Raw genomic sequence first — 22,900 nt, 5'->3', positions numbered from 1 at the left:
TCGACGCTACGGGGCCTGCGGTCGGGGCCGCATCCTGCGAGAGGATGAGATCGCGCTGACCGGAAGTCGTTCCCCGGAACGACCCCGATCGCGCCCGGGCGCGATCGCCGGCGGCGTCGTCCCCGCGCATCGGGTCGCGCGCCGCCGCGCGCGCACGACCCGACCGCGTGGCCGACCTCAGCTGTCCGCGTCGCGCTCCTGAACCGCGAGGGCGCGCTCGACTCCCGCGAGGTTCTCGTTCACGAGGCGACGCAGCGCCGCCGGCGCATCCGCGTGGTTCGCGAGCCACCGCCGCGTCGCGTCCCGCAGCGCCACGGACGCCAGGGGAGCCGGGTAGAGCCCCGTGATCAGGTAGTTCGCGATCTGGTAGGTGCGCGATTCCCAGACCGGCAACAGCATGTCGAAGTAGGCGTCCACGAACGATGCCAGCGCCTGGACGCCGGCCGGGTGCACGAACCCGAGTGCGGCGGAGCGCACGACGGTGTTCGGCAGGTCGGCGCTGTCGACGAGCGAGGCCCAGGCCGCACGCTTGGCGTCGACCGTCGGCAGCGCGGCCTTGGCCTGCGCGGCGAACTCGCCGCCCTTCGCCGTGTTGTCCGCGGCCAGCGCGGCGTCGATCTGCTCCGCGGTGACCACACCGCCGGCCGCGAGCGACACCAGCAGCGCCCAGGACAGGTCGGCGTCGATGTCGAGACCCCGAAGCGTCACGTCACCGTCCCGCAGGGCGCGCACGGTCTCCCACTGGGCGTCGGTCGCCGCCGCCGATGCGAAGGCGGTCACGAACTGGAGCTGGCTGTCACTGCCGCCCTCGGCGCCCTGCGCGAGCTCCCAGAGACCCTCGGCCACCCGCACGCGCGCGGCCTCGCGCTTCTCGGGCGCGACGTAGGCGTTCGCGGCGAGCTGCAGCTGAGCGAGGGTCGTGCGCACCGTCGTCGACTCGGTCTCGGAGCCGATGTTGCGCAGCACCAGATCGATGTAGTCGGATGCCGAGGCCTCGGCATCCCGCGTCTGATCCCAGGCCGCACCCCAGACGAGCGACCGCGCCAGCGGATCGCTGATGCGGGCCAGGTGGTCGATGGCCGTGGTGAGCGATCGCGGGTCGAGACGGATCTTCGCGTACGCGAGGTCCTCGTCGTTGAGCAGGATCAGATCGGGCTGACGCTCGCCCACCAGCTCGGGCACCTCGGTGAGATCGCCGTCGACGTCGAGCTCGACGTGGCGCGTGCGCACCAGCGCGTCGCCCTCCAGCGCGTAGAAGCCGACGCCGAGGCGGTGCGGACGGATCGTCGGGTAGTCCGCCGGAGCGGTCTGCACGATCGCGAACCGCGCGATCACGCCGTCGTCGCCGACGCGCAGCTCGGGTGCGAGCGTGTTGACGCCCGCCGTCTCGAGCCACTTCTTCGACCACCCGGACAGATCGCGACCGCTGGTGGCCTCCAGCTCGACGAGCAGGTCGGACAGCTCAGTGTTGCCGAAGGCGTGCTTCTGGAAGTACTGGCCGACGCCCGCGAAGAAGGCGTCGATACCGACCCACGCCGCGAGCTGCTTGAGGACGGAGCCGCCCTTCGCGTAGGTGATGCCGTCGAAGTTGACCTGCACGTCCTCCAGGTCGTTGATGGTCGCGACGACGGGGTGGGTCGAGGGCAGCTGGTCCTGACGGTAGGCCCAGGTCTTCTCCATGGCGTTGAACGTCGTCCACGCCTCGGTCCACTCGGTGGCCTCGGCCGTCGCGATCGTCGACGCCCACTCGGCGAACGACTCGTTGAGCCACAGGTCGTTCCACCACTTCATGGTGACCAGGTCGCCGAACCACATGTGCGCGAGCTCGTGCAGGATCGTGACGACCCGGCGCTCCTTCACGGCATCCGTCACCTTGCTGCGGAAGACGTAGGTCTCGGTGAAGGTCACCGCGCCCGCGTTCTCCATCGCGCCCGCGTTGAACTCCGGGACGAAGAGCTGGTCGTACTTGGCGAACGGGTACGGGACCCCGAACTTCTGCTCGTAGTAGGCGAAGCCCTCGCGCGTCTTGTCGAAGATGTAGTCCGCGTCGAGGTGCTGCCAGAGGCTCTTGCGTCCGTACACGCCGAGCGGGATGACGGTGCCGGAGGCGCTGGTGAGCTCGCTGAAGGTGGCCTCGTAGGGACCGGCGACGATCGCCGTGATGTACGACGAGATCCGCGGCGTCGGCTCGAAGGCCCAGATCGCGGACCCCTCGTCGGCGGGCACGGGCTCGGGAGTGGGGGAGTTGGAGACGACCTTCCATGCGGACGGCGCCGTCACGGTGAAGCGGAAGGTGGCCTTGAGGTCGGGCTGCTCGAAGACCGCGAACACACGACGCGAGTCGGGCACCTCGAACTGCGAGTACAGGTACACCTCGCCGTCGACCGGGTCGACAAACCGGTGCAGGCCTTCGCCCGTGTTCGTGTAGAGGCAGTCGGCGTCGACGATCAGCTCGTTCTGCGCGCGGAGCCCGTCCAGGGCGATCCGCGAGTCGGCGAACGCCGCCGCGTCGACCGCGACGCCGTTCAACGTGATCTCGCGGACATCGCGCGCGATCAGATCCATGAACGTCGAGGCGCCCTCGGTCGCGGCGAAACGCACCACCGTGCGCGAGCCGAACACCTCCGGTCCCCGGGTGAGATCGAGGGCGATGTCGTACGAGTGGGTCTCGACGATCGCGCGGCGCTCCTGCGCTTCGATGCGGGTGAGGTTCTCTCCAGGCACTGCGGTACTCCCGTGGGTGAGGGGCGTGGTCTGAACCGTCCGGCACTGCTGGCGCCGACGGCAACCCACCCAGCCTACGCGCTCGCGGTTTCGCGGCGCACGTGGCTGCGGGCGTGCGTGATGGCGGCCGGCAGCTCGGTGAACAGGTGATTGTGATGACGCAGCGCAGCCAGGACGCCGACCGTGCGGAACAGGTCTTCATGACGCGGCTGCACCCCCTTGATGAGGACGGTTATGCCGCGGCGTTCGAGCGACTGCACGACCTCGCCCAGCATGTGCGCGCCGGTCGCATCCACGAGTTCGAGCTGGCTCATCCGCATGATGACGACGGAGACGCCCCGCACGGCGTCGACCTCGGCGAAGATGCGGTCGGACGAGGTGAACGACAGCGGGCCGTCGAAGCGCAGGATCGCGATGCGCTCGTCGCCCGGTTGCGCGTCGCCGCGGAGGTCCTCCCGGCGCACCCGCGACGCGCGCGACATCCCGCGCAGCGCGAAGAAGCCCGCGAAGGCGACCCCGATGAGCACGGCCACGATCAGGTCGAACGAGACGGTGATCACCGCGGTGGCGAGGAACGCGACCGCGTCCGCGCGCGTCGACCGGAGGATCGCCCGCACCGTGTCGGCGTGCACCATCCGCACGGCGGTGACCATGAGTACGCCCGCCAGGGCCGCCATCGGGATCTGGCCGACCGGGCCGGCGGCCACGAGGACGACGACGAGCAGCACGGCGGCATGCGTGACGGCGGCCAGGCGACTGCGCCCTCCGGAGCGGACGTTCACCGCGGTGCGCGCGATGGCGCCGGTGGCCGGCATGCCGCCGAACAGCGACGAGCCGATGGAGGCGAGCCCCTGACCCACGAGCTCACGGTCGGGATCGTAGGGCCCCGTGTCGGCGAGGCTCGCCGCGACCCGGGCCGACAGGAGCGACTCGATCGCCGCGAGGGCGGCGACCGTCACGGCGGGCACGACGAGCGAGCCGAGGGTCGCGGCATCCACCGCGGGCAGAGCCGGGACCGGGAGCGAGGCGGGCAGGGCGCCGATGCGCGCCAGAGGGCTGCCCACGAGCAGGCACACCACGGAGACGACCACGATGCCGACGAGGGAGCCGGGAATCGCCCGGTGCAGCCGCGGTGCGCCGAGCATGCAGACCGCGACGACGACGACCGCGCCCAGCGCCCACAGCGCGTAGCCGGGGTCGAGCCGGGCGAACGACTGCACGGCCGCCACGAGGGCGTTGGAGCTGTGCTCACCGGCGCCCGCCGTGTGGGCCGAGACGAGGGAGGGGATCTGCTGGGCGAAGATGATGACGCCGATGCCGAGCGTGAATCCCTCGATGACGGGCCAGGGGATGAAGGAGACGGCGCGACCGAGACGCAGGGCTCCCGCCGCGATGACGAGGACGCCGGCCATGAGGCTGACGACGGCCACCGCACCGACGCCGTGGGTGGCGACGATGGGGACGAGCACGACGACCATGGCCCCCGTGGGCCCGGAGACCTGCACGTTCGAGCCGCCGAAGACGGCCGCGATCACTCCGGCGATCACGGCGGTGATCAGGCCCGCCTCGGCGCTGAGGCCGGAGCTGACTCCGAAGCCGAGCGCGAGGGGGAGGGCGACGATCCCGACCGTGAGCCCGGCGAGCAGGTCGCCGCGCCACGTCCGCCCGACCTGTGCGTAGTCGTCGCGGGAGGGCAGCAGCGTGCGCACGCCCGCGCTCATGAGCGGGCACCCGGCACGGGCAGCGCCGGCAGCGCCTGCGCGTCGAGGAGGAGGTCGCCGTCGGCGCTCAGGATGCCGAGAAGCAGTTCGCGCGCCGCCGAGAGCAGATCGGCGACCTTGGGGTCGGACAGCCGGTAATACACATGACTCGCACGGCGCTCCGACTCGACCAGCCGGTGCCGGCGGAGCACCGAGAGATGCTGCGACAGATGCGAGGCCTCCAGGCCCGTCTGGCGCTGCAGGTCGGCGACGCTGACCTCCGGCGCCCCCGCGAGCAGTTCGAGCAGCCGGATCCGGAACGGGTGGGCGAGTCCTTTGAACAGGTTGGCCTTGACCTCGTACAACGGTCGTTGCGTCTGGGTGAATGGCATGATGGATTCATCATATCGCCGCCGCCGCGCGGTCGCGGCCGTCCCTAGGATGGTGACCATGCGCATCCACATCGCCACCGATCACGCGGGGCTCGAGTTCTCGACGCAGCTGCAGCACCACCTCGCCGAACAGGGCCACGACGTCGTGGACCACGGCCCCATCGAGTACGACCCCCTCGACGACTACCCGGCGTTCTGCATCCGCGCGGCCGAAGCCGTCGTGCGCGACCAGGCCGCGGGCATCGAGACGCTCGGCGTCGTCTTCGGCGGCTCCGGCAACGGCGAGCAGATCGCCGCGAACAAGGTGCGCGGCATCCGCGCCGCCCTCGTCTGGAACCTCGCGACCGCCGAACTCGCCCGCGAGCACAACGACGCCAACGTGATCTCGATCGGTGCGCGCCAGCACACGGTCACCGAGGCCATCGCGTTCATCGACCGCTTCATCGCCACGCCGTTCTCGGGGGAGGAACGGCACGCGCGCCGCATCGCCCAGCTCGCGGCGTTCGAGAACGACGGCTCCCTGCTCCCCGACCCCCGCGCGACGGCCGGCGTCCCGGTCGGTGGGGAGTCGGCCGACGCGTTGGACCCCGAAGCCGGCTGATGCCCGAGGGTCACTCCGTCCACCGCATCGCGCGGCAGTTCGAGCGCAACATCGTCGGCCGCGAGGTCGCGGCATCCAGCCCGCAGGGCCGCTTCGCCGAGGGGGCCGCCGTCATCGACGGACGCGAAGCCGTCGAGGTGCGCGCCGTCGGCAAGCAGATGTTCCTCGCCTTCGACGGCGACGTCTGGCTGCGGGTGCACCTCGGCATGTACGGCGCGTGGGACTTCGCCGGCGAGATCGAGGTCGATCCGACGATCGCGTCCGCCAACGGCCGGATGGGTCAGACCAACCAGCGCGGCACCGATCTCGACGCCGTCTTCGACGACGCCGGCGAGAACTCGCTGAGCTCGATCGGAGCGCCGCGTCGCACCCGTGTGCACGTGCGGATGAGCGAGCAGACGCGCGGGCTCGAGAGCGCCGACGACGACCAGTGGCCGCCGCCGGTGGTCGGGCAGGTGCGGCTGCGTCTGCTCACCGCCGTGACCTCGGCCGATCTGCGCGGACCGACGGCGTGCGAGCTGCAGACGCCGGACGAGGTGCAGGCGACGATCGCCAAGCTCGGACCCGATCCGCTGGTCGACGACCTCGGCGAGGGCGAAGAGCGTTTCGTGACGACCGTGCGCCGCAAGCCCACCCCCATCGGGCTGCTGCTGATGGATCAGTCGGTCGTCAGCGGCATCGGCAACGTCTACCGCGCCGAACTCCTCTACCGGGCGCTGCTCGACCCGCACACGCCGGGCAAGCTCGTGCCCGAGGAGGTCGTCCGGGAACTGTGGCGGGATTGGGCCCGCCTGCTCGTGATCGGCGTCGAGACCGGCCAGATGATGACGATGGACGACCTCGACCCGGAGGCGTACCGCCGGGCCATGGCGAGCCGAGACGACCGGCACTGGGTGTATCACCGGGCCGGCCTGCCCTGCCGGGTGTGCGGCACGGAGATCGTGCTGGAGGAGATGGGCGCACGCAAGCTGTACTGGTGCCCGAGCTGCCAGAAGTGACGACGGCGGCCCAGGCCGCCGGGGTGGAGGAGAGCGGATGAGACAGAACCCCAGCTTCGCGATGACGGATGTCGGGGAGCTTCGCCGCATCCTCGAGCTGAATCCCTGGATGACGCTGGTCAGCGCCTCCGACGGAGGGCTCGTCGCCTCCCACTACGCCGTCCTGCTGGACGAGGAGCGCGACGACCTCACGGTCGTCGGACACGTCGGCAAGCCCGATGATGCGGTGCACGGGCTGGGGGAGCGCGAACTGCTCATCGTCGCCCAGGGCCCGCACGGCTACATCTCGCCCGGCTGGTACCCGCCGGGGCCCAACGTGCCGACCTGGAACTACGTGGCGGTGCACCTGTCCGGCATCCCCGAAATCCTCACGCCGGACGAGAACCTGCGCGTGCTCGACCGCCTCGTCGCGCGGTTCGAGAGCGGACTCCCGCAGCCGCGACTGATGTGGCAGCCGCCCAACGACGAGGAGTACGTGCGGCGGCTGGAGCGGGGTACCGTCGGCTTCCGTCTCACGCCGACGCGCGTGGTGGCCAAACGCAAGCTCAGTCAGAACCGGCCGGACGAGACCGTGGACGAGATCGTGGTGCAGCTGGAGGCCGGCAACAGCCCGTACGCCGATCAGCGACTGGCGGGCGAGATGCGCCGTGCCCACGCGGCGATCCGCGCCGGCCGAGCGGCGCAACTCCGCCAGAACACGGCGGCAGACGCCGCGGCTACACCCCGCAGCGCCGGTGAGGAGGAGTTGTGAGCGGGATGCCCTCGCGCGGCGAGTCGGTCGACGTCATCGCCGACGTGCGCCTCACCGGCGGCGACCGGCTCGACCCGTTCGGAGCGGATGCGGTGGACATCCACCTGTCCCACGGCCGCATCGTCGACATCGCCCCCGCCCGTGCCCTGCCGCGGCAGGGGACAGTCCTCGACGCCGACGGCGGCTGGGTGATCCCCGGCCTCTGGGACCACCACGTCCACACCGTCCAGTGGGCGCTCGTGGCGCAGCGCGAGCCTCTCGGCGACGCGACGTCGGCCGCCGACGCAGCCTCACGGATGGGCCGGGCGGCCGTGCTCGCCGATGGTCGCCGGGTCGGAAGCGGCTTCCGCGACGCGCTCTGGGCCGACGAGATGACCCTCGCGGCCCTCGACGCGGCGACCGGGACGGTGCCCACCTACCTCATCAACGCCGACGTGCACAGCGTCTGGCTCAACACCGCCGCCCTCCAGCGTGAGGGCTTCCCCGTCGACGACACGGGTGTGCTCCGCGAGGAGCCCGCCTTCGAGATCTCGCGGCGCCTCAACGCCGCCGACCCCGCGATCGGCGACCGCCTCGTCCGGTCGGCGCTGCAGACGGCGGCGGCGCGCGGCATCGTCGGCGTCGTCGACCTCGACATGGCCTGGAACGCCGAGGCGTGGGCCCGCCGGCTGGATGCCGGTTTCGACACGACCCGCATCCGTTTCGGGATCTATCCCGGGCAGCTGGAGCGCGCGCTCGCCGAGGGCCTGGCCTCCGGCGACGCGCTGGACCCCGCCGGACTCGTGTGCGTCGGCCCGCTGAAGGTCATCACCGACGGCTCACTCGGCACCCGCACCGCCGCATGCTCGCACGCGTACCCGGGTGACCCGCACAACCACGGCGTGCTCACCGTGCCGCCCGATGCCCTGGTCGAGCTGATGGTGCGCGCGACCGGCGGCGGTCTGGAATGCGCCGTCCATGCGATCGGCGACGTCGCGAACTCCCACGCGCTCGACGCGTTCGCCGCCAGCGGCGCCACCGGGACGATCGAGCATGCGCAACTCGTGGCCCACGCCGATGTTCCGCGCTTCGCGCGCCTGGGGGTGGGCGCGAGCGTTCAGCCTGAGCATGCCATCGACGACCGCGACATCACCGACACGGTCTGGGCGACGCAGACGGGTCTGCCGTACGGGCTGCGCTCGCTCGCCGCCGCCGGCACGAACCTGCTGTTCGGCTCGGACGCGCCCGTCGCGCCGCTCGATCCGTGGGCCGCGATGGCCGCCGCGGTCTTCCGGACCCGCGATGGCCGGCCCGCCTGGCACCCCGAGGAAGGTGTGGATGCCGCGACCGCGCTGGCCGCATCGACGTGGGGCGGATCGCTCTCGGGCTCGGCGCTCTTCCCGGGCGACCGGGCGGATCTCGTGGTCGTCGACCGCGACCCCCTCGGCGCGTCGGAGACCGAGCTGAGGGCGACGGCGGCGCGCGCCACGATGATCGAAGGCCGGCTCACCCACGTCGCGTGAGGCGCCGTGCAACGACGGAAGCCCCGGGCGACAGGCCCGGGGCTTCCGTTCTGCGTCGAAGACGCGGTTACGCGGCGAGGTGAGCCGAGAGGAACCAACGGTCCTTCTCGAGGCCGGCCTTGATCGCGATGGCGACATCCTGGCTGGTGAGGTCGGTCTCGTCGAGCCCGTCGATCGCGGCCTGGACGTCGGCGATGACGGCATCCATGTCGGCGACGACGGCGACGATCTCGTCCTGCCACTGCGCGAAGCCGGCGGGGACGGCGGTGGTGCCGGTCTTCTCGGCCACCGTCGACACGCGGGCGTCGAGCGGCAGGCCGAGGGCGACGATCCGCTCGGCGGCGAGGTCGGCGAAGCCCTGAGCGTTGCTGACGACCTGGTCGAGCAGTTCGTGGATCGCGATGAAGTTCGCTCCGCGCACGTTCCAGTGCGCCTGTTTGCCGTTGACGGCGAGAGCCTGCAGGCCGAGCACGACGGGCGTCAGGAACTGGGCGGTGCCGGCGGCCGCCTCGGGGCCGGCAGCGGTCATGGAAATGTTCTGCGTCTTGGTCATGTTCTCGTCTCCGTTCGTCGGGGTTGTCCCCCGTTGCTGTCAACGCTACTCAGCCCCGTTCATTCCGCAAGGAAGAGAAGGCTGGGCTTACGCACGAGCCGTGAATTTGGTAGGGCGACTATCGTCGGCGTCATGACGATCGCCGTAGAAGCCTCGATCCTGTCGATTCCCGCCGGTACGCCGCGGGTACACGAGAGCGCGTTCGTCGCGGCCGGCGCGCGCCTGGTCGGCGCCGTGACCCTCGAAGAGGGTGCGAGCGTCTGGTACAACGCCGTCGTCCGCGGCGACAGCGCCGCCATCACGGTGGGAGCCGGAAGCAACCTGCAGGACAACGTCTCGGTCCACGTGGATGCCGGCCACCCCGTGGTCATCGGACGCGACGTCTCGGTGGGTCACAACGCGGTCGTGCACGGCTGCCGGATCGGCGACGGCTCGCTCATCGGGATGGGCAGCCTGATCCTGTCGGGCGCGGTCATCGGCTCGGGGTGTCTGATCGCCGGGGGAGCGGTCGTCCTCGAAGGCGCCGTCATCCCCGACGGATCGCTCATCGCCGGCGTCCCGGCCAAGGTCCGCCGAGAGCTGACCGACGAGGAGAAGGCCGGGATCCTCCGCAACGCCCAGATCTACCGGGCGCATTCGGCATCCCACGCCGCGGCGTCGGACGCGCGGTGAGCGCAGGTCGCGAAGTGAAGCTGTGGAGGGGATGACGGGAATCGAACCCGCACCATCAGTTTGGAAGACTGAGGCTCTACCATTGAGCTACATCCCCGAGGCCGCGCGGAAGCGGCATCCCGAAGAGTCTACAAGGTCTTGTCGGCTAGACTGACCAACGGCCGTTAGACGGCGCACGCGACCTGCAACGGTGAGTGCGCGCCCGGGGCGTAGCTCAGCTTGGTAGAGCGCCCGCTTTGGGAGCGGGAGGCCGCAGGTTCAAATCCTGTCGCCCCGACAGAACGACCCCAAGACCTAAGAAACCACGGACGTGCACGTGCGCGTCCGGACACGAGGAGAACAACAGGCATGGTCACCAGCACCGTCGAGAAGCTCAGCCCGACGCGGGTCAAGCTGCACATCACGGTCACCCCGGACGAGCTCAAGCCGAGCATCTCGCACGCGTACGAGCACATCGCCCAGGACATCCAGATCCCCGGTTTCCGCAAGGGCAAGGTCCCCGCGCCGATCATCGATCAGCGCGTCGGGCGCGGCGCCGTGATCGAGCACGCCGTGAGCGAAGGCCTCGACAACTTCTACCGCGAAGCCGTCACCGCCAACGAGATCCGCATCGTCGGCCGTCCGTCCGCCGAGGTCATCGAGTGGCCCAGCGACAAGGACTTCTCGGGTGACCTCAAGGTCGAGGTCGAGGTGGACGTCCGCCCCGAGTTCGACCTGCCCGCCCTCGACGACGTCACGGTCGAGGTGGATGCCGTCGAGACCGACGACGCCGCCGTCGACGCCGAGCTCGACCGCCTCCGCGGCCGCTTCGGCACCCTCGTGACCGTCGACCGTCCCGCGGCGAAGGGCGACTTCGTCGAGCTCAACCTAGTCGCCACCATCGACGGTGCCGAGATCGACCGCGCCGAGGGCGTCTCGTACGAGGTCGGCTCGGGCGAGCTGCTCGAGGGCATCGACGAGGCCGTCGAGTCGCTCACCGCCGGTGAGGACACGACGTTCCGCAGCAAGCTCGTCGGCGGCGACCACGCCGGCGACGAGGCCGAGGTGTCCGTCACCGTCACCGCCGTGAAGGAGCGCGAGCTTCCCGAGGCCGACGACGACTTCGCCCAGATGGCCAGCGAGTTCGACACCATCGCCGAGCTGCGCGACAGCCTCGTCGAGCGCGTCTCCGAGCAGTCGGTGTACGTCCAGGGCGCCGCGGCGCGCGACAAGCTCATCGAGGCCCTCCTCGCCAAGGTCGAGATCCCCGTTCCCGCGCAGCTCGTCGAGGACGAGGTTCACGCCCACCTCGAGGGCGAGGGACGCCTCGAGGACGACGAGCACCGCGCCGAGGTCACCGAGGCCAGCGAGAAGCAGTTCCGCACCCAGATGATCCTCGACAAGCTCGCCGAGGCGCACGACGTGCAGGTCTCGCAGGAGGAGCTGACCCAGTACCTCATCCAGTCCGCCGCACAGTACGGCATGGCGCCCCAGGAGTTCGTCGACGCGCTCCAGCAGGGCAACCAGCTCCCGGCGATGGTCGGCGAGGTCGCCCGTAACAAGGCCCTCGCGATCGCGCTCGGCAAGGTGTCGGTCGTCGACACCAACGGCAAGACGGTCAACCTGACCGGCTTCATCGTCGAGGACGAGGCGGAGGCCGAGGAAGAGGTCGTCGCCGAGGCGCAGGAGATCGCCGACGAGGCCGCCGACGCCGAGGCGAAGCCCGCCAAGAAGGCCCCGGCCCGCAAGCCGGCCGCCAAGAAGGCCGACGCGGACGCCGCCGAGAAGCCGGCCGCGAAGAAGCCCGCCGCCAAGAAGGCTCCGGCCAAGAAGGCGGACGCCGAGTAAAGCTCGCGGCGCGGAGCGTTTCGACTCGCTGCGCTCGCTCAACGACCGGGCGCGGCGGGGGAGCGTTCGACTCGCTGCGCTCGCTCAACGACCGGGTACCCCGGTGCGAAGGGTCGGATGCCACGGCATCCGGCCCTTCGTCGTCCCCGAGACGGCGCGCCCGACACGGTGCTCCGCCGACGGCGAACACGGGCGAGGCGGACGGCGCGCGCAGATAGATTCAATGGCGTACGGAAACCCGGAATCAGGAGTATCCATGGCTGAACCACTTGTCGCTACGAGCGTCTTCGACAGGCTGCTGAGAGACCGCATCATCTGGCTCGGGTCGGAGGTGCGTGACGAGAACGCGAACGAGATCTGCGCCAAGATCCTGCTCCTCGCGGCCGAGGACAGCGAGAAGGACATCTACCTCTACATCAACTCGCCCGGCGGGTCGATCACGGCCGGCATGGCGATCTACGACACGATGCAGTTCGTGCCGAACGACATCGTCACCGTCGGCATCGGCATGGCCGCATCGATGGGCCAGCTGCTGCTCACCGCCGGCACGAAGGGCAAGCGCTACATCACGCCCAACGCTCGTGTGCTGCTGCACCAGCCCCACGGCGGCTTCGGCGGAACCGCGAGCGACATCCAGACCCAGGCGCAGCTCATCCTCGACATGAAGAAGCGTCTCGCGGAGATCACGGCGGCGCAGACGGGCAAGTCCGTCGAGCAGGTCAACGCCGACGGCGACCGCGACCGCTGGTTCTCCGCCGAGGAGGCCCTCGCCTACGGCTTCGTCGACCACATCCGCGAATCGGCCACCGATGTCATCGGCGGCGGCGGCACCAAGAACTGAAGGACCCGATCATGAACATGCCCACCGCCGGCATCCCGCAGGGCTTCCAGATGCCCTCCAGCCGCTACATCCTGCCCCAGTTCGAGGAGCGCACCGCCTACGGCTACAAGCGCCAGGACCCGTACAACAAGCTGTTCGAAGACCGCGTGATCTTCCTCGGCGTGCAGGTCGACGACGCCTCGGCCGACGACGTCATGGCTCAGCTGCTCGTGCTCGAGTCCCAGGACCCCGATCGCGACATCGTCATGTACATCAACTCGCCGGGCGGCTCGTTCACGGCCATGACCGCGATCTACGACACCATGCAGTACGTGTCGCCGCAGATCCAGACCGTCGTGCTCGGCCAGGCCGCGTCGGCCGCCTCGGTGCTGCTGGCCGCCGGCGCCCCCGGCAAGCGCCTCGCGCTGCCGAACGCCCGCATCCTGATGCACCAGCCCGCCGTCGGCGAGGCCGGACACGGCCAGGCGTCGGACATCGAGATCCAGGCCGCGGAGATCATGCGCATGCGCACGTGGCTGGAGGAGACGATGGCCCGGCACACCAACCGCACGCAGGAGCAGGTCAACAAGGACATCGACCGCGACAAGATCCTCTCGGCGTCCGAGGCGCTCGAGTACGGCATCGTCGACCAGGTGCTGACCTCGCGCAAGCGGGTTCCCGCGGCGCTGACCGCCTGATCCCGCGGCATCCGCCGACCGAGGCCCCGTCGTCCCGCCGACGACGGGGCCTCGTCATACGTCGAGACGTTCACTTCCGTGTCGCAATCCGCCGAGATGTCGGTCTCAGCGGTTAGGCTCGAAACGCATCCCTGAGAGTTTTCTGGAGGAGGGGCATCATGGCTCGCATCGGTGAGAGCGCCGACCTGTTCAAATGCTCCTTCTGCGGCAAGAGCCAGAAGCAGGTGCAGCAGCTGATCGCCGGTCCCGGCGTGTACATCTGCGACGAGTGCGTCGAGCTGTGCAACGAGATCATCGAAGAGCGCATGGCGGAGTCTTCCGACGGCGTCGTCAGCGACTTCGACCTCCCCAAGCCGCGCGAGATCTTCTCGTTCCTCGAGGAGTACGTCGTCGGCCAGGATGCCGCCAAGAAGGCCCTCTCGGTCGCCGTCTACAACCACTACAAGCGCGTCCGCGCCCACGGCACCCTGCAGAGCGCCGAGCAGCGGGCCGATGAGGTCGAGATCGCGAAGAGCAACATCCTGCTCCTCGGCCCCACCGGATGCGGCAAGACCTATCTGGCGCAGACCCTCGCGAAGCGGTTGAACGTCCCCTTCGCGGTGGCCGACGCGACGGCACTGACCGAGGCGGGCTACGTCGGCGAAGACGTCGAGAACATCCTCCTGAAGCTTCTGCAGGCCGCCGACTTCGACGTCAAGCGGGCCGAGACGGGCATCATCTACATCGACGAGGTCGACAAGATCGCCCGGAAGGCCGAGAACCCCTCCATCACCCGCGACGTGTCGGGCGAGGGCGTCCAGCAGGCGCTGCTGAAGATCCTCGAGGGGACCGTGGCCTCGGTGCCTCCGCAGGGCGGCCGCAAGCATCCCCACCAGGAGTTCATCCAGATCGACACGACGAACGTGCTGTTCATCGTGGCCGGTGCGTTCGCCGGTCTCGAGGACATCATCTCGTCGCGGGTGGGCAAGCACGGCGTCGGCTTCGGCGCCCCCCTGCAGGAGAAGGGCAAGGAGCTCGACCTGTTCAGCGAGGTCGAGCCGGAGGATCTGCACAAGTTCGGTCTGATCCCCGAGTTCATCGGTCGCCTGCCCGTGGTCACCTCCGTCGCTCCGCTGGACCAGACCGCGCTGATCGAGATCCTCACCGGACCGAAGAACGCGTTCGTCAAGCAGTACCAGCGCATGTTCGAGCTCGACGGCGCCGAGCTCGAGTTCGAGGAGGACGCGCTCCGCGCGATCGCCGATCTCGCCGTGGCCCGCAAGACCGGCGCCCGCGGTCTGCGCGCGATCCTCGAAGACGTCCTCGGTCCGATCATGTTCGAGATCCCCTCGACAGAAGACGTCGCCAAGGTGATCGTCACCCGCGCCGCCGTGACCGAAGGTGCTCCGCCGACCCTCGTGCTGGAGCACAAGCGCAAGAGCGCCTGACCCCGGTGACGGCACCGGATCCGGCCCGCACGCCGCAGAGCACGGGTCTTCGCGTCCTCCGCATCGCACTCGCGACGATCATGGCCGCCCTCATCGTCGCCGGCGTCGGTGCCGTGACCTTCATGCACGCCTTCGGACCGCGCGACGGGGAGTCGATCGCGCACGATCGTGTGGATGCCGCGGCGCGTGCGCTCGAACACCGCCTGTCGGCGCCCCACACGGCCACGGATGCCGAGACTCTCGCCGCCACGCAGTTCGGCGACATCGGGGGCGCCCACATCGACCCCTACGCCTGGCGCGGCACGACCTCCGACGCGGACGGCGCCCGCGTCGACGTCGCGATCCGTGTCGACGTCGGCTCCCAGCCGTCGAGGGAGCTGTTCCAGCCCGGGGTCGCGGCGGGCAGCGCTCAGGAGTGCTTCCGCTTCCACGTGCGAGAGAGCCGCGCGTGGTACCGCCCGATCGACTGCCCCGCCAGCATCCCCCCGGCGACCCCGTCCCCATCGCCGACCGCTTCGGCGTCTCCGGCGCCGGCGACACCGACGTCCACCCCGTGATGTGCGGGCGGCCGGGGCACGGTGCCCGGCCGCCCGCACGCACGCGCGTCAGCCGGCGAGACCCCGGCGGGCGAGCAGCGGCGCGATGACCGCGTCACGACCGCGGAAGTCCCGGTAGGCCTCGAGCGGATCCTTCGAGCCTCCGACGCCCAGCAGACGCTCGCGGAAGCGGTCGCCTCCCGCACGTGTGAGCCCGCCGTTCTCCTTGAACCACTCGACGGTGTCGGCGTCGAGCACCTCGCTCCAGATGTACGAGTAGTAGCCGGCGCTGTACCCGCCCGAGAAGACGTGGGCGAAGTAGGTGGAGGAGTAGCGGGTGGGGACGACGGGGTTGTCCAGACCGATGTCCGCGAGGGCGGAGGCCTCGAAGCCCGCCACGTCCTCGACGGCGTCCGCGGCCGCGAGGTCGAGGGAGTGCCAGGCCTGATCGAGCCAGGCGGCGGCGAGGTACTCACTGGTCGCAAAGCCCTGGTTGAAGGCTTCGGAGGCGTGGAGCTTGTCGACGACGTCCTGGGGGAGCGGCTCGCCCGTGTCCACGTGCCGAGCGTAGGCCGAGAGGATCTCGGGCCAGAGGATCCACATCTCGTTCACCTGGCTCGGGAACTCCACGAAGTCGCGGAAGACCGCCGTCCCCGCGAAGTGGGGGAAGGTGACGGTCGCGAACAGGCCGTGCAGCGCGTGGCCGAACTCATGGAAGAGGGTGGTGACCTCGTCGAGGGTCAGCAGCGTCGGCATCCCGGGGGCGGGCTTGGGCACATTGAGGTTGTTGACGACGATGGGACGCGTGCCGCGCAGACGCGACTGCGTGACGATGGAGTTCATCCACGCACCGCCCCGCTTGGTGTCGCGCGTGTACAGATCGAACAGGAACAGCCCCAGCTCCGACCCGTCGGCGTTGTGGACCTCGAAGACCCGCACGTCGGGGTGGTACGCGGGAAGGTCGGGGCGCTCGGTGAACGTGATGCCGTACAGGGCCGTGGCCGCATGGAACACGCCGTCGATGAGGACCCGTTCGGCCTCGAACCACGGACGCAGCGCGGTGCGGTCGAGGTCGTACTCGGCCGCCCGCACCCGCTCGGTGTAGAAGGCCCAGTCGTGCGCCTCGAGCGGGAAGGGTGCGGACTCGGCATCCACCATCGCCTGCAGCGCCGCCTGCTCGGAGCGGGCGTTCGCCGCCGCCGGTGCCGCCAGCTCCCGCAGCAGCGCGTGCACGGCTTCGGGCGAGCCCGCGGTCTCGTCGCTCGTGACGTAGGCCGCGTGGTTCTCGTAGCCCAGCAGCGCCGCCCGCTGGGCACGCAGGCGCACGATCCGGCGCAGCACGTCGCGGTTGTCGTGGGCGTTTCCCCGAGACCCCCTGGCGCGCGATGCCTCCAGTAGTCGGCGGCGGCTGTCGCGCCGGGTGAGGCTGGACAGATACGGATGCCCGGTGAACAGCGTGAGCGTCACGACATACCGCCCGGGGAGGCCGCGATCCACCGCGTTCTGCGCGGCGGCGGACAGCTCGCCGTCGGTGAGACCGTCGAGCTCGTCCGCGTCGTCGAAGACCACCGCGAGCTCGTTCGTGTCGGCCAGGAGGTTCTTCTCGAACGTCGTCGTCAGCACCGAGAGGTGCTGGTTCAGCTCGGTGAGCTGCGCCTTCTGGGCATCGTCCAGGCCGGCGCCGGCGTGCGTCATCTCGCGGAACCGGCGTTCCACGAGATAGCGTTCCTCCGGTGACAGGTCGAGGCCCTCGCGGCTCTCGTACACGGCGCGCACGCGCGCGTAGAGGGCGCTGTCCAGCTGCACGGCATCGTGGTGCGCGGCCATCAGCGGCGCCAGGGTCTCTTCGATCTGCTGGATCTCGGGCGTCGCGTCGGCGGAGGAGACGGTGTAGAAGGTCCGCGAGACCTGACCGAGCAGGTCGCCGGCACGCTCGAGCGCGACGATCGTGTTCTCGAACGTCGGGGCGGACTCATCGCCGATGATCGCGTCGATCTCCGCACGGTGGCGGGCGAACGCCGCGGTGAAGGCGGGGAGATAGTGCGCGGGCGAAATCGAGGGATAGTCGGGGAGTCCGTAGGGCAGGGAGGAGGGCGTCAGCAGGGGGTGGGGATCGACGTCGGTCATGACACCAGCGTAGGCCGGTTCCGTGCAAAGATTACCTTGCAAAGCATTCTTTGCAACGCTATCTTTGCACCATGACCACAGACGACGCGGCCCCTGCCGTCCCGAACGCGCGCGAGGAGGAGCGCCGGCTCGATGCCGGCGCCCTGCGCGCGCTCGCGCACCCGCTCCGCATCGAGATCTACGACATCCTCAACCAGTACGGCCCCCAGACGGCGAGCTCCCTGGCGGCGATGACGGGGGAGTCCTCCGGCGCGACCAGCTATCACCTGCGCGCCCTCGCCAAGCACGATCTCATCCGCGAAGTCAGCGACCGCGGCACGGGGCGGGAGCGCTGGTGGGAGCGCCCCAAGGGCGGCATCTCCTTCACGAACCCGGAGGCGATGAAGACGCCCGCGGGCAAGGCCGCGACCCAGCTCGTCATGAGCGAGTTCCTCACCCGCCGCCATCAGCAGCTGATGCGCTACGTCAACGAGACGCTCATCTCCGCCGAGAGTCTCGACGAGGCCGAGGCCATGATCGCCACCTCCACGCTGCGGCTCACGTCCGCGCAGATGGAGGCCTTGGCGACCGAGATCCACGAGGTCGTGCTGCGCTACGTCGATCTCTACCGCGACCAGACCGGCGAGGGCCTGCGCCCGGTCAGCATCCGCACCGACCTGTTCCCCCTCCCCGACGAAGGACTCAGCTCATGACCGTTCCCACCGCTTCTCCGGATGCCGCCGCGCCGGCATCCGGACCGGACGTGCCCGTGCACAAGCGTCCGCTGGGCCGGGGCTTCCGCACCCTCTGGTCGGCCGCCGTCTTCAGCAACCTCGCCGACGGCATCGGCCGCACGGCCGTGCCGCTGATCGCCATCACGCTCAGCTCCGACCCTCTGGTGATCTCGGTGCTGACCGCGCTCGCCTTCCTGCCCTGGCTGGTCTTCGGGTTGCCGGCCGGCATGATCGTCGACCGGCTCGACCGTCGCTACGTCATGGCGCTGGCCAACGTGATCCGCGGCGGCGTCGCACTGTGGCTCGCGATCCTCGGCGCCTCCGGAGGACTCACCCTCTGGGCGTTGTTCGCCGCGACCCTGATCTTCGGCCTCGGCGAGACCCTGTTCGACAACGCCACGAACGCGGTCATTCCCGGTGTCGTGGAGCGGGATCAGCTGGATCGCGCCAACGGGTGGGTCCAAGCCGCCCAGGTCACCGTGGACAGCTTCATCGCGACGCCGATCTCGGGTGTGCTGTTCGCCGTCTCGCTCGCCCTTCCGCTGTGGATCGGCTCGGCGGGCTACCTCGTGCCGGTCGTGCTCGCCCTGCTGCTGCCGCTGTCGGCGGCGCGCTCGCTCCGCGGCGACACGGCCGCGACCGCCACTGCGGACACGACACCCGCGCCGCGGACCGGCACGCGCGACGCCCTCGCCTATCTCTGGCACCACCGGTATCTGCGCACCATGGTGATGTTCACGGCCTTCACCGGAAGCGCCCTCGCCTTCGCGCAGGCCGTCCTCGTGCTGTTCTTCATCGACGCCATGGCCGTGCCCGCGGCCGCGATCGGATTCGTCACGGCGGGCATCGGCGTCGGCGCCCTCTGCGGCTCCCTCGTCTCACCGCGCCTGGTCGCGCGCTGGGGTCGCGGGCCGGTCATGTTCTGGGCGATCTTCAGCGGCGGCATCGCCATGCTCCTCACGGGGCTCGCTCCGTCGATCTGGACCGCCATCATCGCGTTCGCCCTCGCGGCGTGCGCCGTGTCGATCTGGAACGTGCCGTGGGGCAGTCTCCGCCAGCAGATCGTGCCCCCCGAGATCTTCGGCCGCGTGCTCGGAGTGGCCCGCACCGTGACGTGGGGGCTGTTCCCGATCGCGACGATCCTCGGCGGCTTGGTCGCCCGTGTCGATCTGCGTCTGCCGTTCCTCGTGGGCGGCGCCGCGACGGCCATCGTCGCCCTGCTCGGCGTGCGGCTGCTCATCGTGGGAACCCGCGAGGCGGGAGCCGAACTGCCGTGAGACGGGCGCGGCCCCCGCGTCGGAGGGGCGTCGGTGTCGGTGACCGCCGCTAGCGTCGTCGGCATGGCACGAATCATCTACGACACCGCCGCCTCGCTCGACGGGTTCATCGCCGACGCCGACAACGCGCTCGCGTGGCTGTTCGCCGCGGCGGGTGACGCGGAACCCGACCCGGAGCTGCTGCCGTCGGATGCGGGGGTCCTCGTGGAGGGATCGACCACCTACGAGTGGGTGCTCGCCGCCGAAGACCTGCTCTCGCACCCCGAACGCTGGCAACAGCTCTACGCGGACAAGCCGACCTTCGTCTTCACCACGCGTGCACTCCCGGTCCCCGTCGGTGCGGACGTCACCCTGGTGTCCGGCTCGGTCGCCGAGGCGCTGCCGCAGATCCGTGCGGCCGCAGGCGATCGCGACATCTGGGTCGTCGGCGGCGGCGACCTGGCCGGCCAGTTCTTCGACGCCGGCGCCCTCGACGAGATCGCCGTGTCGATCGCACCCGTGACACTCGGCGGCGGCGCGCCGGTGCTGCCGCGACGCATCGAGTCCGACCGCCTCACCCTGCGCCGTGCCGACGCGGTCGGTCCGTTCGCCCGCCTCGTCTACCGCGTCGAGGCCGCAGTCGGGCACACCGACTGACGGCCGTTCCCGCAGTCAGGCGAAGTCGTCCTCGTCGTCGTGCCGCACGACCACCTCGCCGGATGCCGTGGCCTCCACGATCACACCGGTGTCGAGTTCCGCGATCGGGCGGCCTTCGAGGAACGTGAGGGTCCACCGCGGACGCGGCTGTCCCAGCTCGTCGCGGGGGAGCGCACGATCGACGGCGTGGATCTGCCCTCGCAGCACCGCCGGAACGGCCGCGGGCGGCTCGTCGCCGCTCGTCCATCGGGTTCCGAGCTGCATCTCAGGCCTCCGGCGCGAGCTCGACGGCATCCACGACGAGGGCCTCGCCGCCGCCGACCAGCTGCAGGTCGGAGATCCGACCGACGGCCTTGAGATCGCCCTCGGCGAGGCGCAGTGCGGCGATCGTCGCGTCATCCCCGCGCAGGACGAGGCGCGCGACCGGCGTCTTCTGCGACGCCTTGGCCTCCGTCTTCGCACGGCGGATGCCGATGAGCGCGGCGCTCGCGGCGACGAGGATCGCGGGGTCGCCGTCGATGCCCGCCGGCTCGGGCCAGGGCGCGGTGTGCACCGAACCGTCCTCGAACCACGACCACGCCTCCTCCGCGGCGAACGCGAGCACCGGCGCGAGCAGGCGCAGCAGCGTCGAGAGGGCCATCCGCAGTGCGAGCGCGGCCGAGGCCTGGCCCACATCGGTCTGGTTGTAGGCGCGCTCCTTCACGAGCTCGAGGTAGTCGTCGCAGAAGGTCCAGAAGAAGGCCTCGGTGATCTCCAGCGCGCGGGCGTGGTCGTAGGCCTCGAACGCCTTCGTCGCGTCGCGCACGACCTGGTCGAGGGTCGCGAGCATCGCGGCATCCAGGGCGTGCGTCACCTCGGCGCCCGCGGGCACGGGGAACGACAGCACGAACTTCGCCGCGTTCAGGACCTTGATCGCGAGCCGACGGCCGATCTTGACCTGCGTCGGGTTCTGGGGGTCGAAGGCGGCGTCGGCGCCCAGCCGGCTCGAGGCCGCCCAGTAGCGCACCGCGTCGGTGCCGTGCTGATCGAGGATGTCGGCCGGCGTGACGACGTTGCCCTTCGACTTCGACATCTTCTTGCGGTCGGGATCGACGATGAAGCCGCTGATGGCGGCATCCGTCCACGGAGCCCTGTCGTCCTCGAGGGCGGAGCGCACCATCGTCGAGAACAGCCACGTGCGGATGATGTCCTGGCCCTGCGGGCGCAGGTCGAACGGCGCGACGAGGTTCCACAGCTCGTCGTCGCGCTGCCACCCGCCCGCGAGCTGCGGCGTGAGCGACGACGTGGCCCACGTGTCGAAGATGTCCTTCTCGCCCTCGAACCCGCCGGGGACGCCGCGCTGAGCCTCCGTGAACCCGGGCGGCACGTCGGTCGTCGGATCCACCGGCAGGCTCGCGGCCGCGGCCGTGATCACGCCGCCCTCGACGCGGTCGCCGTTCTCGTCCAACGGGTACCAGACCGGGATCGGCACGCCGAAGAAACGCTGACGGCTGATGAGCCAGTCTCCGGTGAGGCCGTTGGTCCAGTTCTCGTAGCGCACGCGCATGAAATCGGGATGCCAGTTCATGCCCTGGCCGAGCGCAATGAGCTTGTCGCGGAACGCCTCGTCGCGGGCGCCGTTTCGCAGGTACCACTGGCGCGTCGAGACGATCTCGAGGGCGCGGTCGCCCTTCTCGTAGAACTTCACCGGGTGGCTGAACGGGGTCGAGACCTCGAGCAGCTCGCCCGACGCCTCGAGGAGCTCGACCATCTTCTTCTTCGCGCTGAAGACCGTGAGGCCGGCGATCTCGGCGTACGCGCTCTTGGCGGCATCCGTCACGAGCGCGTCGGGCGCCTCGGCGAGGATGCGACCGTCCTGGCCGAGGATCGTGCGGTTGGGCAGGTCGAGTTCGCGCCACCAGATGATGTCGGTGACGTCGCCGAAGGTGCAGACCATCGCGATGCCCGAGCCCTTGTCCTGCTGCGCGAGGGGGTGGGCGAGCACCGGAACCTCGACGTCGAAGACGGGCGTGCGCACCGTCGTGCCGAAGTACGGCTGGTAGCGCTCGTCCGCGGGGTTCGCGACGAGCGCGACGCACGCGGCGAGGAGCTCGGGGCGAGTGGTCTCGATGTGGATGTCGCCCGAGCCGTCGCCCTTGTGGAAGGCGAGGCGGTGGTAGGAGGCCTGCTGCTCGCGGTCCTCAAGCTCAGCCTGCGCGATCGCCGAGCGGAAGTCGATGTCCCACAGCGTCGGCGCGAGCGCCTGATAGGCCTCTCCGCGCTCGAGGTTGCGCAGGAACGCGAGCTGGCTCGTGCGGATCGTGTCGTCGGAGATCGTGCGATAGGTCTGCGTCCAGTCCACCGACAGTCCGAGCTGGCGGAAGACGTCCTCGAACGCCTTCTCGTCCTCCAGGGTCAGCTCTTCGCAGAGCTCGATGAAGTTGCGGCGGCTGATGGGCACCTGGTCGGCGGGCTTGAGGCTCTTCGCGTCGCCGCGGAACGGGGGAGTGAAGTCGGGGTCGTAGGGCAGCGACGTGTCGCAGCGGACGCCGTAGAAGTTCTGCACGCGGCGCTCGGTCGGCAGACCGTTGTCGTCCCAGCCCATCGGGTAGAAGACGGTCTTGCCGCGCATGCGCTCGAAGCGCACCTTGACGTCGGTGTGCGTGTAGCTGAACACGTGGCCGATGTGCAGCGACCCGGATGCGGTCGGCGGCGGCGTGTCGATCGAGAAGACTCCGGCACGACCCTTGGCCTTGGCGGCGTCGCGGTCGAACAGGTAGGTGCCGGCCGCGCTCCACGCGGCATCCCACTTCTGCTCGAGGCCTTCCAGGGCGGGCTTGTCGGGAATCTGCGCGTTCGACATGGAGGTCTCCTCGAGCGATATGTGCGGCACTGTGTGAGCGTGCCTGAGTGTGGATGTCCGCCCAGTCTACCGGCCGAGTGCGGATGCCGAGGAGCTGGCGGATG

Annotated in this window: 20 protein-coding genes and 2 tRNA genes; 14 read left to right on the top strand and 8 right to left on the bottom strand. The window is 70.1% G+C overall.

The features are described from left to right. Window positions 1-177 precede the first annotated feature (177 nt). The 3 genes from pepN to MHO01S_RS02495 all read right to left on the bottom strand — a co-directional run bounded on the left by pepN (window position 178) and on the right by MHO01S_RS02495 (window position 4,816). A complete protein-coding gene (gene pepN, locus MHO01S_RS02505) occupies window positions 178-2,724 on the bottom strand; it encodes an aminopeptidase N (protein ID WP_060958529.1) in 2,547 nt (848 codons plus the stop codon). 74 nt (window positions 2,725-2,798) lie between these two features. Then, a complete protein-coding gene (locus MHO01S_RS02500) occupies window positions 2,799-4,445 on the bottom strand; it encodes a SulP family inorganic anion transporter (RefSeq protein ID WP_061781788.1) in 1,647 nt (548 codons plus the stop codon). Beyond that, the gene (locus MHO01S_RS02495) at window positions 4,442-4,816 is read right to left on the bottom strand and encodes an ArsR/SmtB family transcription factor (protein WP_060958531.1); all 375 of its coding nucleotides are present in this window, start codon (window positions 4,814-4,816) and stop codon (window positions 4,442-4,444) included. Before MHO01S_RS02495 ends, MHO01S_RS02500 begins: the two co-directional genes overlap by 4 nt. 58 nt (window positions 4,817-4,874) lie before the next feature. On the opposite strand from MHO01S_RS02495, the gene MHO01S_RS02490 reads away from it, so the two are divergent. Genes MHO01S_RS02490 through MHO01S_RS02475 form a run of 4 tightly spaced genes read left to right on the top strand, consistent with a single transcriptional unit; the run spans window position 4,875 to window position 8,668 of the window. Beyond that, a complete protein-coding gene (locus tag MHO01S_RS02490) occupies window positions 4,875-5,417 on the top strand; it encodes a ribose-5-phosphate isomerase (RefSeq protein WP_060958532.1) in 543 nt (180 codons plus the stop codon). Then, window positions 5,417-6,415 carry an Fpg/Nei family DNA glycosylase gene (locus MHO01S_RS02485; protein ID WP_060958533.1) on the top strand — a complete coding sequence of 333 codons (999 nt, stop codon included), beginning with the start codon at window positions 5,417-5,419 and terminating at the stop codon, window positions 6,413-6,415. Before MHO01S_RS02490 ends, MHO01S_RS02485 begins: the two co-directional genes overlap by 1 nt. A gap of 37 nt (window positions 6,416-6,452) precedes the next feature. Then, window positions 6,453-7,166, top strand: coding sequence for an FMN-binding negative transcriptional regulator (locus tag MHO01S_RS02480; protein WP_060958534.1), 714 nt, complete (start codon window positions 6,453-6,455; stop codon window positions 7,164-7,166). A 5-nt stretch (window positions 7,167-7,171) separates the two neighbouring features. Next, window positions 7,172-8,668 (top strand): amidohydrolase, encoded by a 1,497-nt coding sequence (locus MHO01S_RS02475; RefSeq protein WP_060958535.1) that lies wholly within the window; start codon window positions 7,172-7,174, stop codon window positions 8,666-8,668. Between the two features lie 67 nt (window positions 8,669-8,735). On the opposite strand, the gene MHO01S_RS02470 is transcribed toward MHO01S_RS02475, so the two are convergent. Then, window positions 8,736-9,221 (bottom strand): Dps family protein, encoded by a 486-nt coding sequence (locus tag MHO01S_RS02470; RefSeq protein ID WP_060958536.1) that lies wholly within the window; start codon window positions 9,219-9,221, stop codon window positions 8,736-8,738. A gap of 132 nt (window positions 9,222-9,353) precedes the next feature. Between MHO01S_RS02470 and MHO01S_RS02465 the strand changes: the two genes are divergently transcribed. Beyond that, window positions 9,354-9,893, top strand: coding sequence for a gamma carbonic anhydrase family protein (locus tag MHO01S_RS02465; RefSeq protein WP_060958537.1), 540 nt, complete (start codon window positions 9,354-9,356; stop codon window positions 9,891-9,893). Between the two features lie 23 nt (window positions 9,894-9,916). On the opposite strand, the gene MHO01S_RS02460 is transcribed toward MHO01S_RS02465, so the two are convergent. After that, window positions 9,917-9,990: transfer RNA gene (locus tag MHO01S_RS02460), tRNA-Gly, on the bottom strand. Window positions 9,991-10,096: 106 nt separating this feature from the next. On the opposite strand from MHO01S_RS02460, the gene MHO01S_RS02455 reads away from it, so the two are divergent. The 6 genes from MHO01S_RS02455 to MHO01S_RS02430 all read left to right on the top strand — a co-directional run bounded on the left by MHO01S_RS02455 (window position 10,097) and on the right by MHO01S_RS02430 (window position 15,222). Beyond that, window positions 10,097-10,170: transfer RNA gene (locus MHO01S_RS02455), tRNA-Pro, on the top strand. 71 nt (window positions 10,171-10,241) lie between these two features. Then, window positions 10,242-11,720, top strand: a complete 1,479-nt coding sequence (gene tig, locus MHO01S_RS02450) for a trigger factor (protein ID WP_061781787.1) — start codon at window positions 10,242-10,244, stop codon at window positions 11,718-11,720. Between the two features lie 256 nt (window positions 11,721-11,976). Then, complete coding sequence (locus MHO01S_RS02445) at window positions 11,977-12,561, top strand: ATP-dependent Clp protease proteolytic subunit (protein WP_060958539.1); 585 nt, start codon at window positions 11,977-11,979, stop codon at window positions 12,559-12,561. A gap of 11 nt (window positions 12,562-12,572) precedes the next feature. Next, window positions 12,573-13,238, top strand: coding sequence for an ATP-dependent Clp protease proteolytic subunit (locus MHO01S_RS02440; protein WP_060958540.1), 666 nt, complete (start codon window positions 12,573-12,575; stop codon window positions 13,236-13,238). Between the two features lie 158 nt (window positions 13,239-13,396). Continuing rightward, window positions 13,397-14,665: an ATP-dependent Clp protease ATP-binding subunit ClpX gene (gene clpX, locus MHO01S_RS02435; RefSeq protein WP_060958541.1), complete on the top strand. Its 1,269-nt coding sequence runs from the start codon at window positions 13,397-13,399 to the stop codon at window positions 14,663-14,665. A gap of 5 nt (window positions 14,666-14,670) precedes the next feature. Then, a complete protein-coding gene (locus tag MHO01S_RS02430) occupies window positions 14,671-15,222 on the top strand; it encodes a hypothetical protein (protein ID WP_231734856.1) in 552 nt (183 codons plus the stop codon). A gap of 48 nt (window positions 15,223-15,270) precedes the next feature. Here MHO01S_RS02430 and MHO01S_RS02425 read toward each other — a convergent pair whose 3' ends face one another. Further along, window positions 15,271-17,328: a M3 family metallopeptidase gene (locus MHO01S_RS02425; RefSeq protein WP_060958542.1), complete on the bottom strand. Its 2,058-nt coding sequence runs from the start codon at window positions 17,326-17,328 to the stop codon at window positions 15,271-15,273. A 71-nt stretch (window positions 17,329-17,399) separates the two neighbouring features. Here MHO01S_RS02425 and MHO01S_RS02420 point away from each other — a divergent pair, with 71 nt between their 5' ends. The 3 genes from MHO01S_RS02420 (at window position 17,400) to MHO01S_RS02410 (ending at window position 19,954) form a co-directional block, all read left to right on the top strand. Next, window positions 17,400-18,020, top strand: coding sequence for a winged helix-turn-helix domain-containing protein (locus tag MHO01S_RS02420; RefSeq protein ID WP_061781786.1), 621 nt, complete (start codon window positions 17,400-17,402; stop codon window positions 18,018-18,020). Beyond that, the gene (locus tag MHO01S_RS02415; protein WP_060958544.1) at window positions 18,017-19,318 is read left to right on the top strand and encodes an MFS transporter; all 1,302 of its coding nucleotides are present in this window, start codon (window positions 18,017-18,019) and stop codon (window positions 19,316-19,318) included. The genes MHO01S_RS02420 and MHO01S_RS02415 overlap by 4 nt, the downstream gene beginning before the upstream one ends. Window positions 19,319-19,381: 63 nt before the next feature. Further along, window positions 19,382-19,954, top strand: coding sequence for a dihydrofolate reductase family protein (locus tag MHO01S_RS02410; RefSeq protein ID WP_061781830.1), 573 nt, complete (start codon window positions 19,382-19,384; stop codon window positions 19,952-19,954). A gap of 15 nt (window positions 19,955-19,969) precedes the next feature. Here MHO01S_RS02410 and MHO01S_RS02405 read toward each other — a convergent pair whose 3' ends face one another. Both MHO01S_RS02405 and valS read right to left on the bottom strand, forming a co-directional pair. Beyond that, window positions 19,970-20,218, bottom strand: a complete 249-nt coding sequence (locus MHO01S_RS02405; protein ID WP_060958545.1) for a hypothetical protein — start codon at window positions 20,216-20,218, stop codon at window positions 19,970-19,972. A gap of 1 nt (window position 20,219) precedes the next feature. Next, window positions 20,220-22,796, bottom strand: a complete 2,577-nt coding sequence (valS, locus tag MHO01S_RS02400; RefSeq protein ID WP_060958546.1) for a valine--tRNA ligase — start codon at window positions 22,794-22,796, stop codon at window positions 20,220-20,222. Window positions 22,797-22,900 lie beyond the last annotated feature (104 nt).

Origin of the sequence: Microbacterium hominis NBRC 15708, assembly GCF_001592125.1 — a bacterium.
Lineage (GTDB): Bacteria > Actinomycetota > Actinomycetes > Actinomycetales > Microbacteriaceae > Microbacterium > Microbacterium hominis.
Note: the sequence above shows the minus strand (reverse complement) of the source record. Positions and strands in the feature narration are given on the sequence as shown.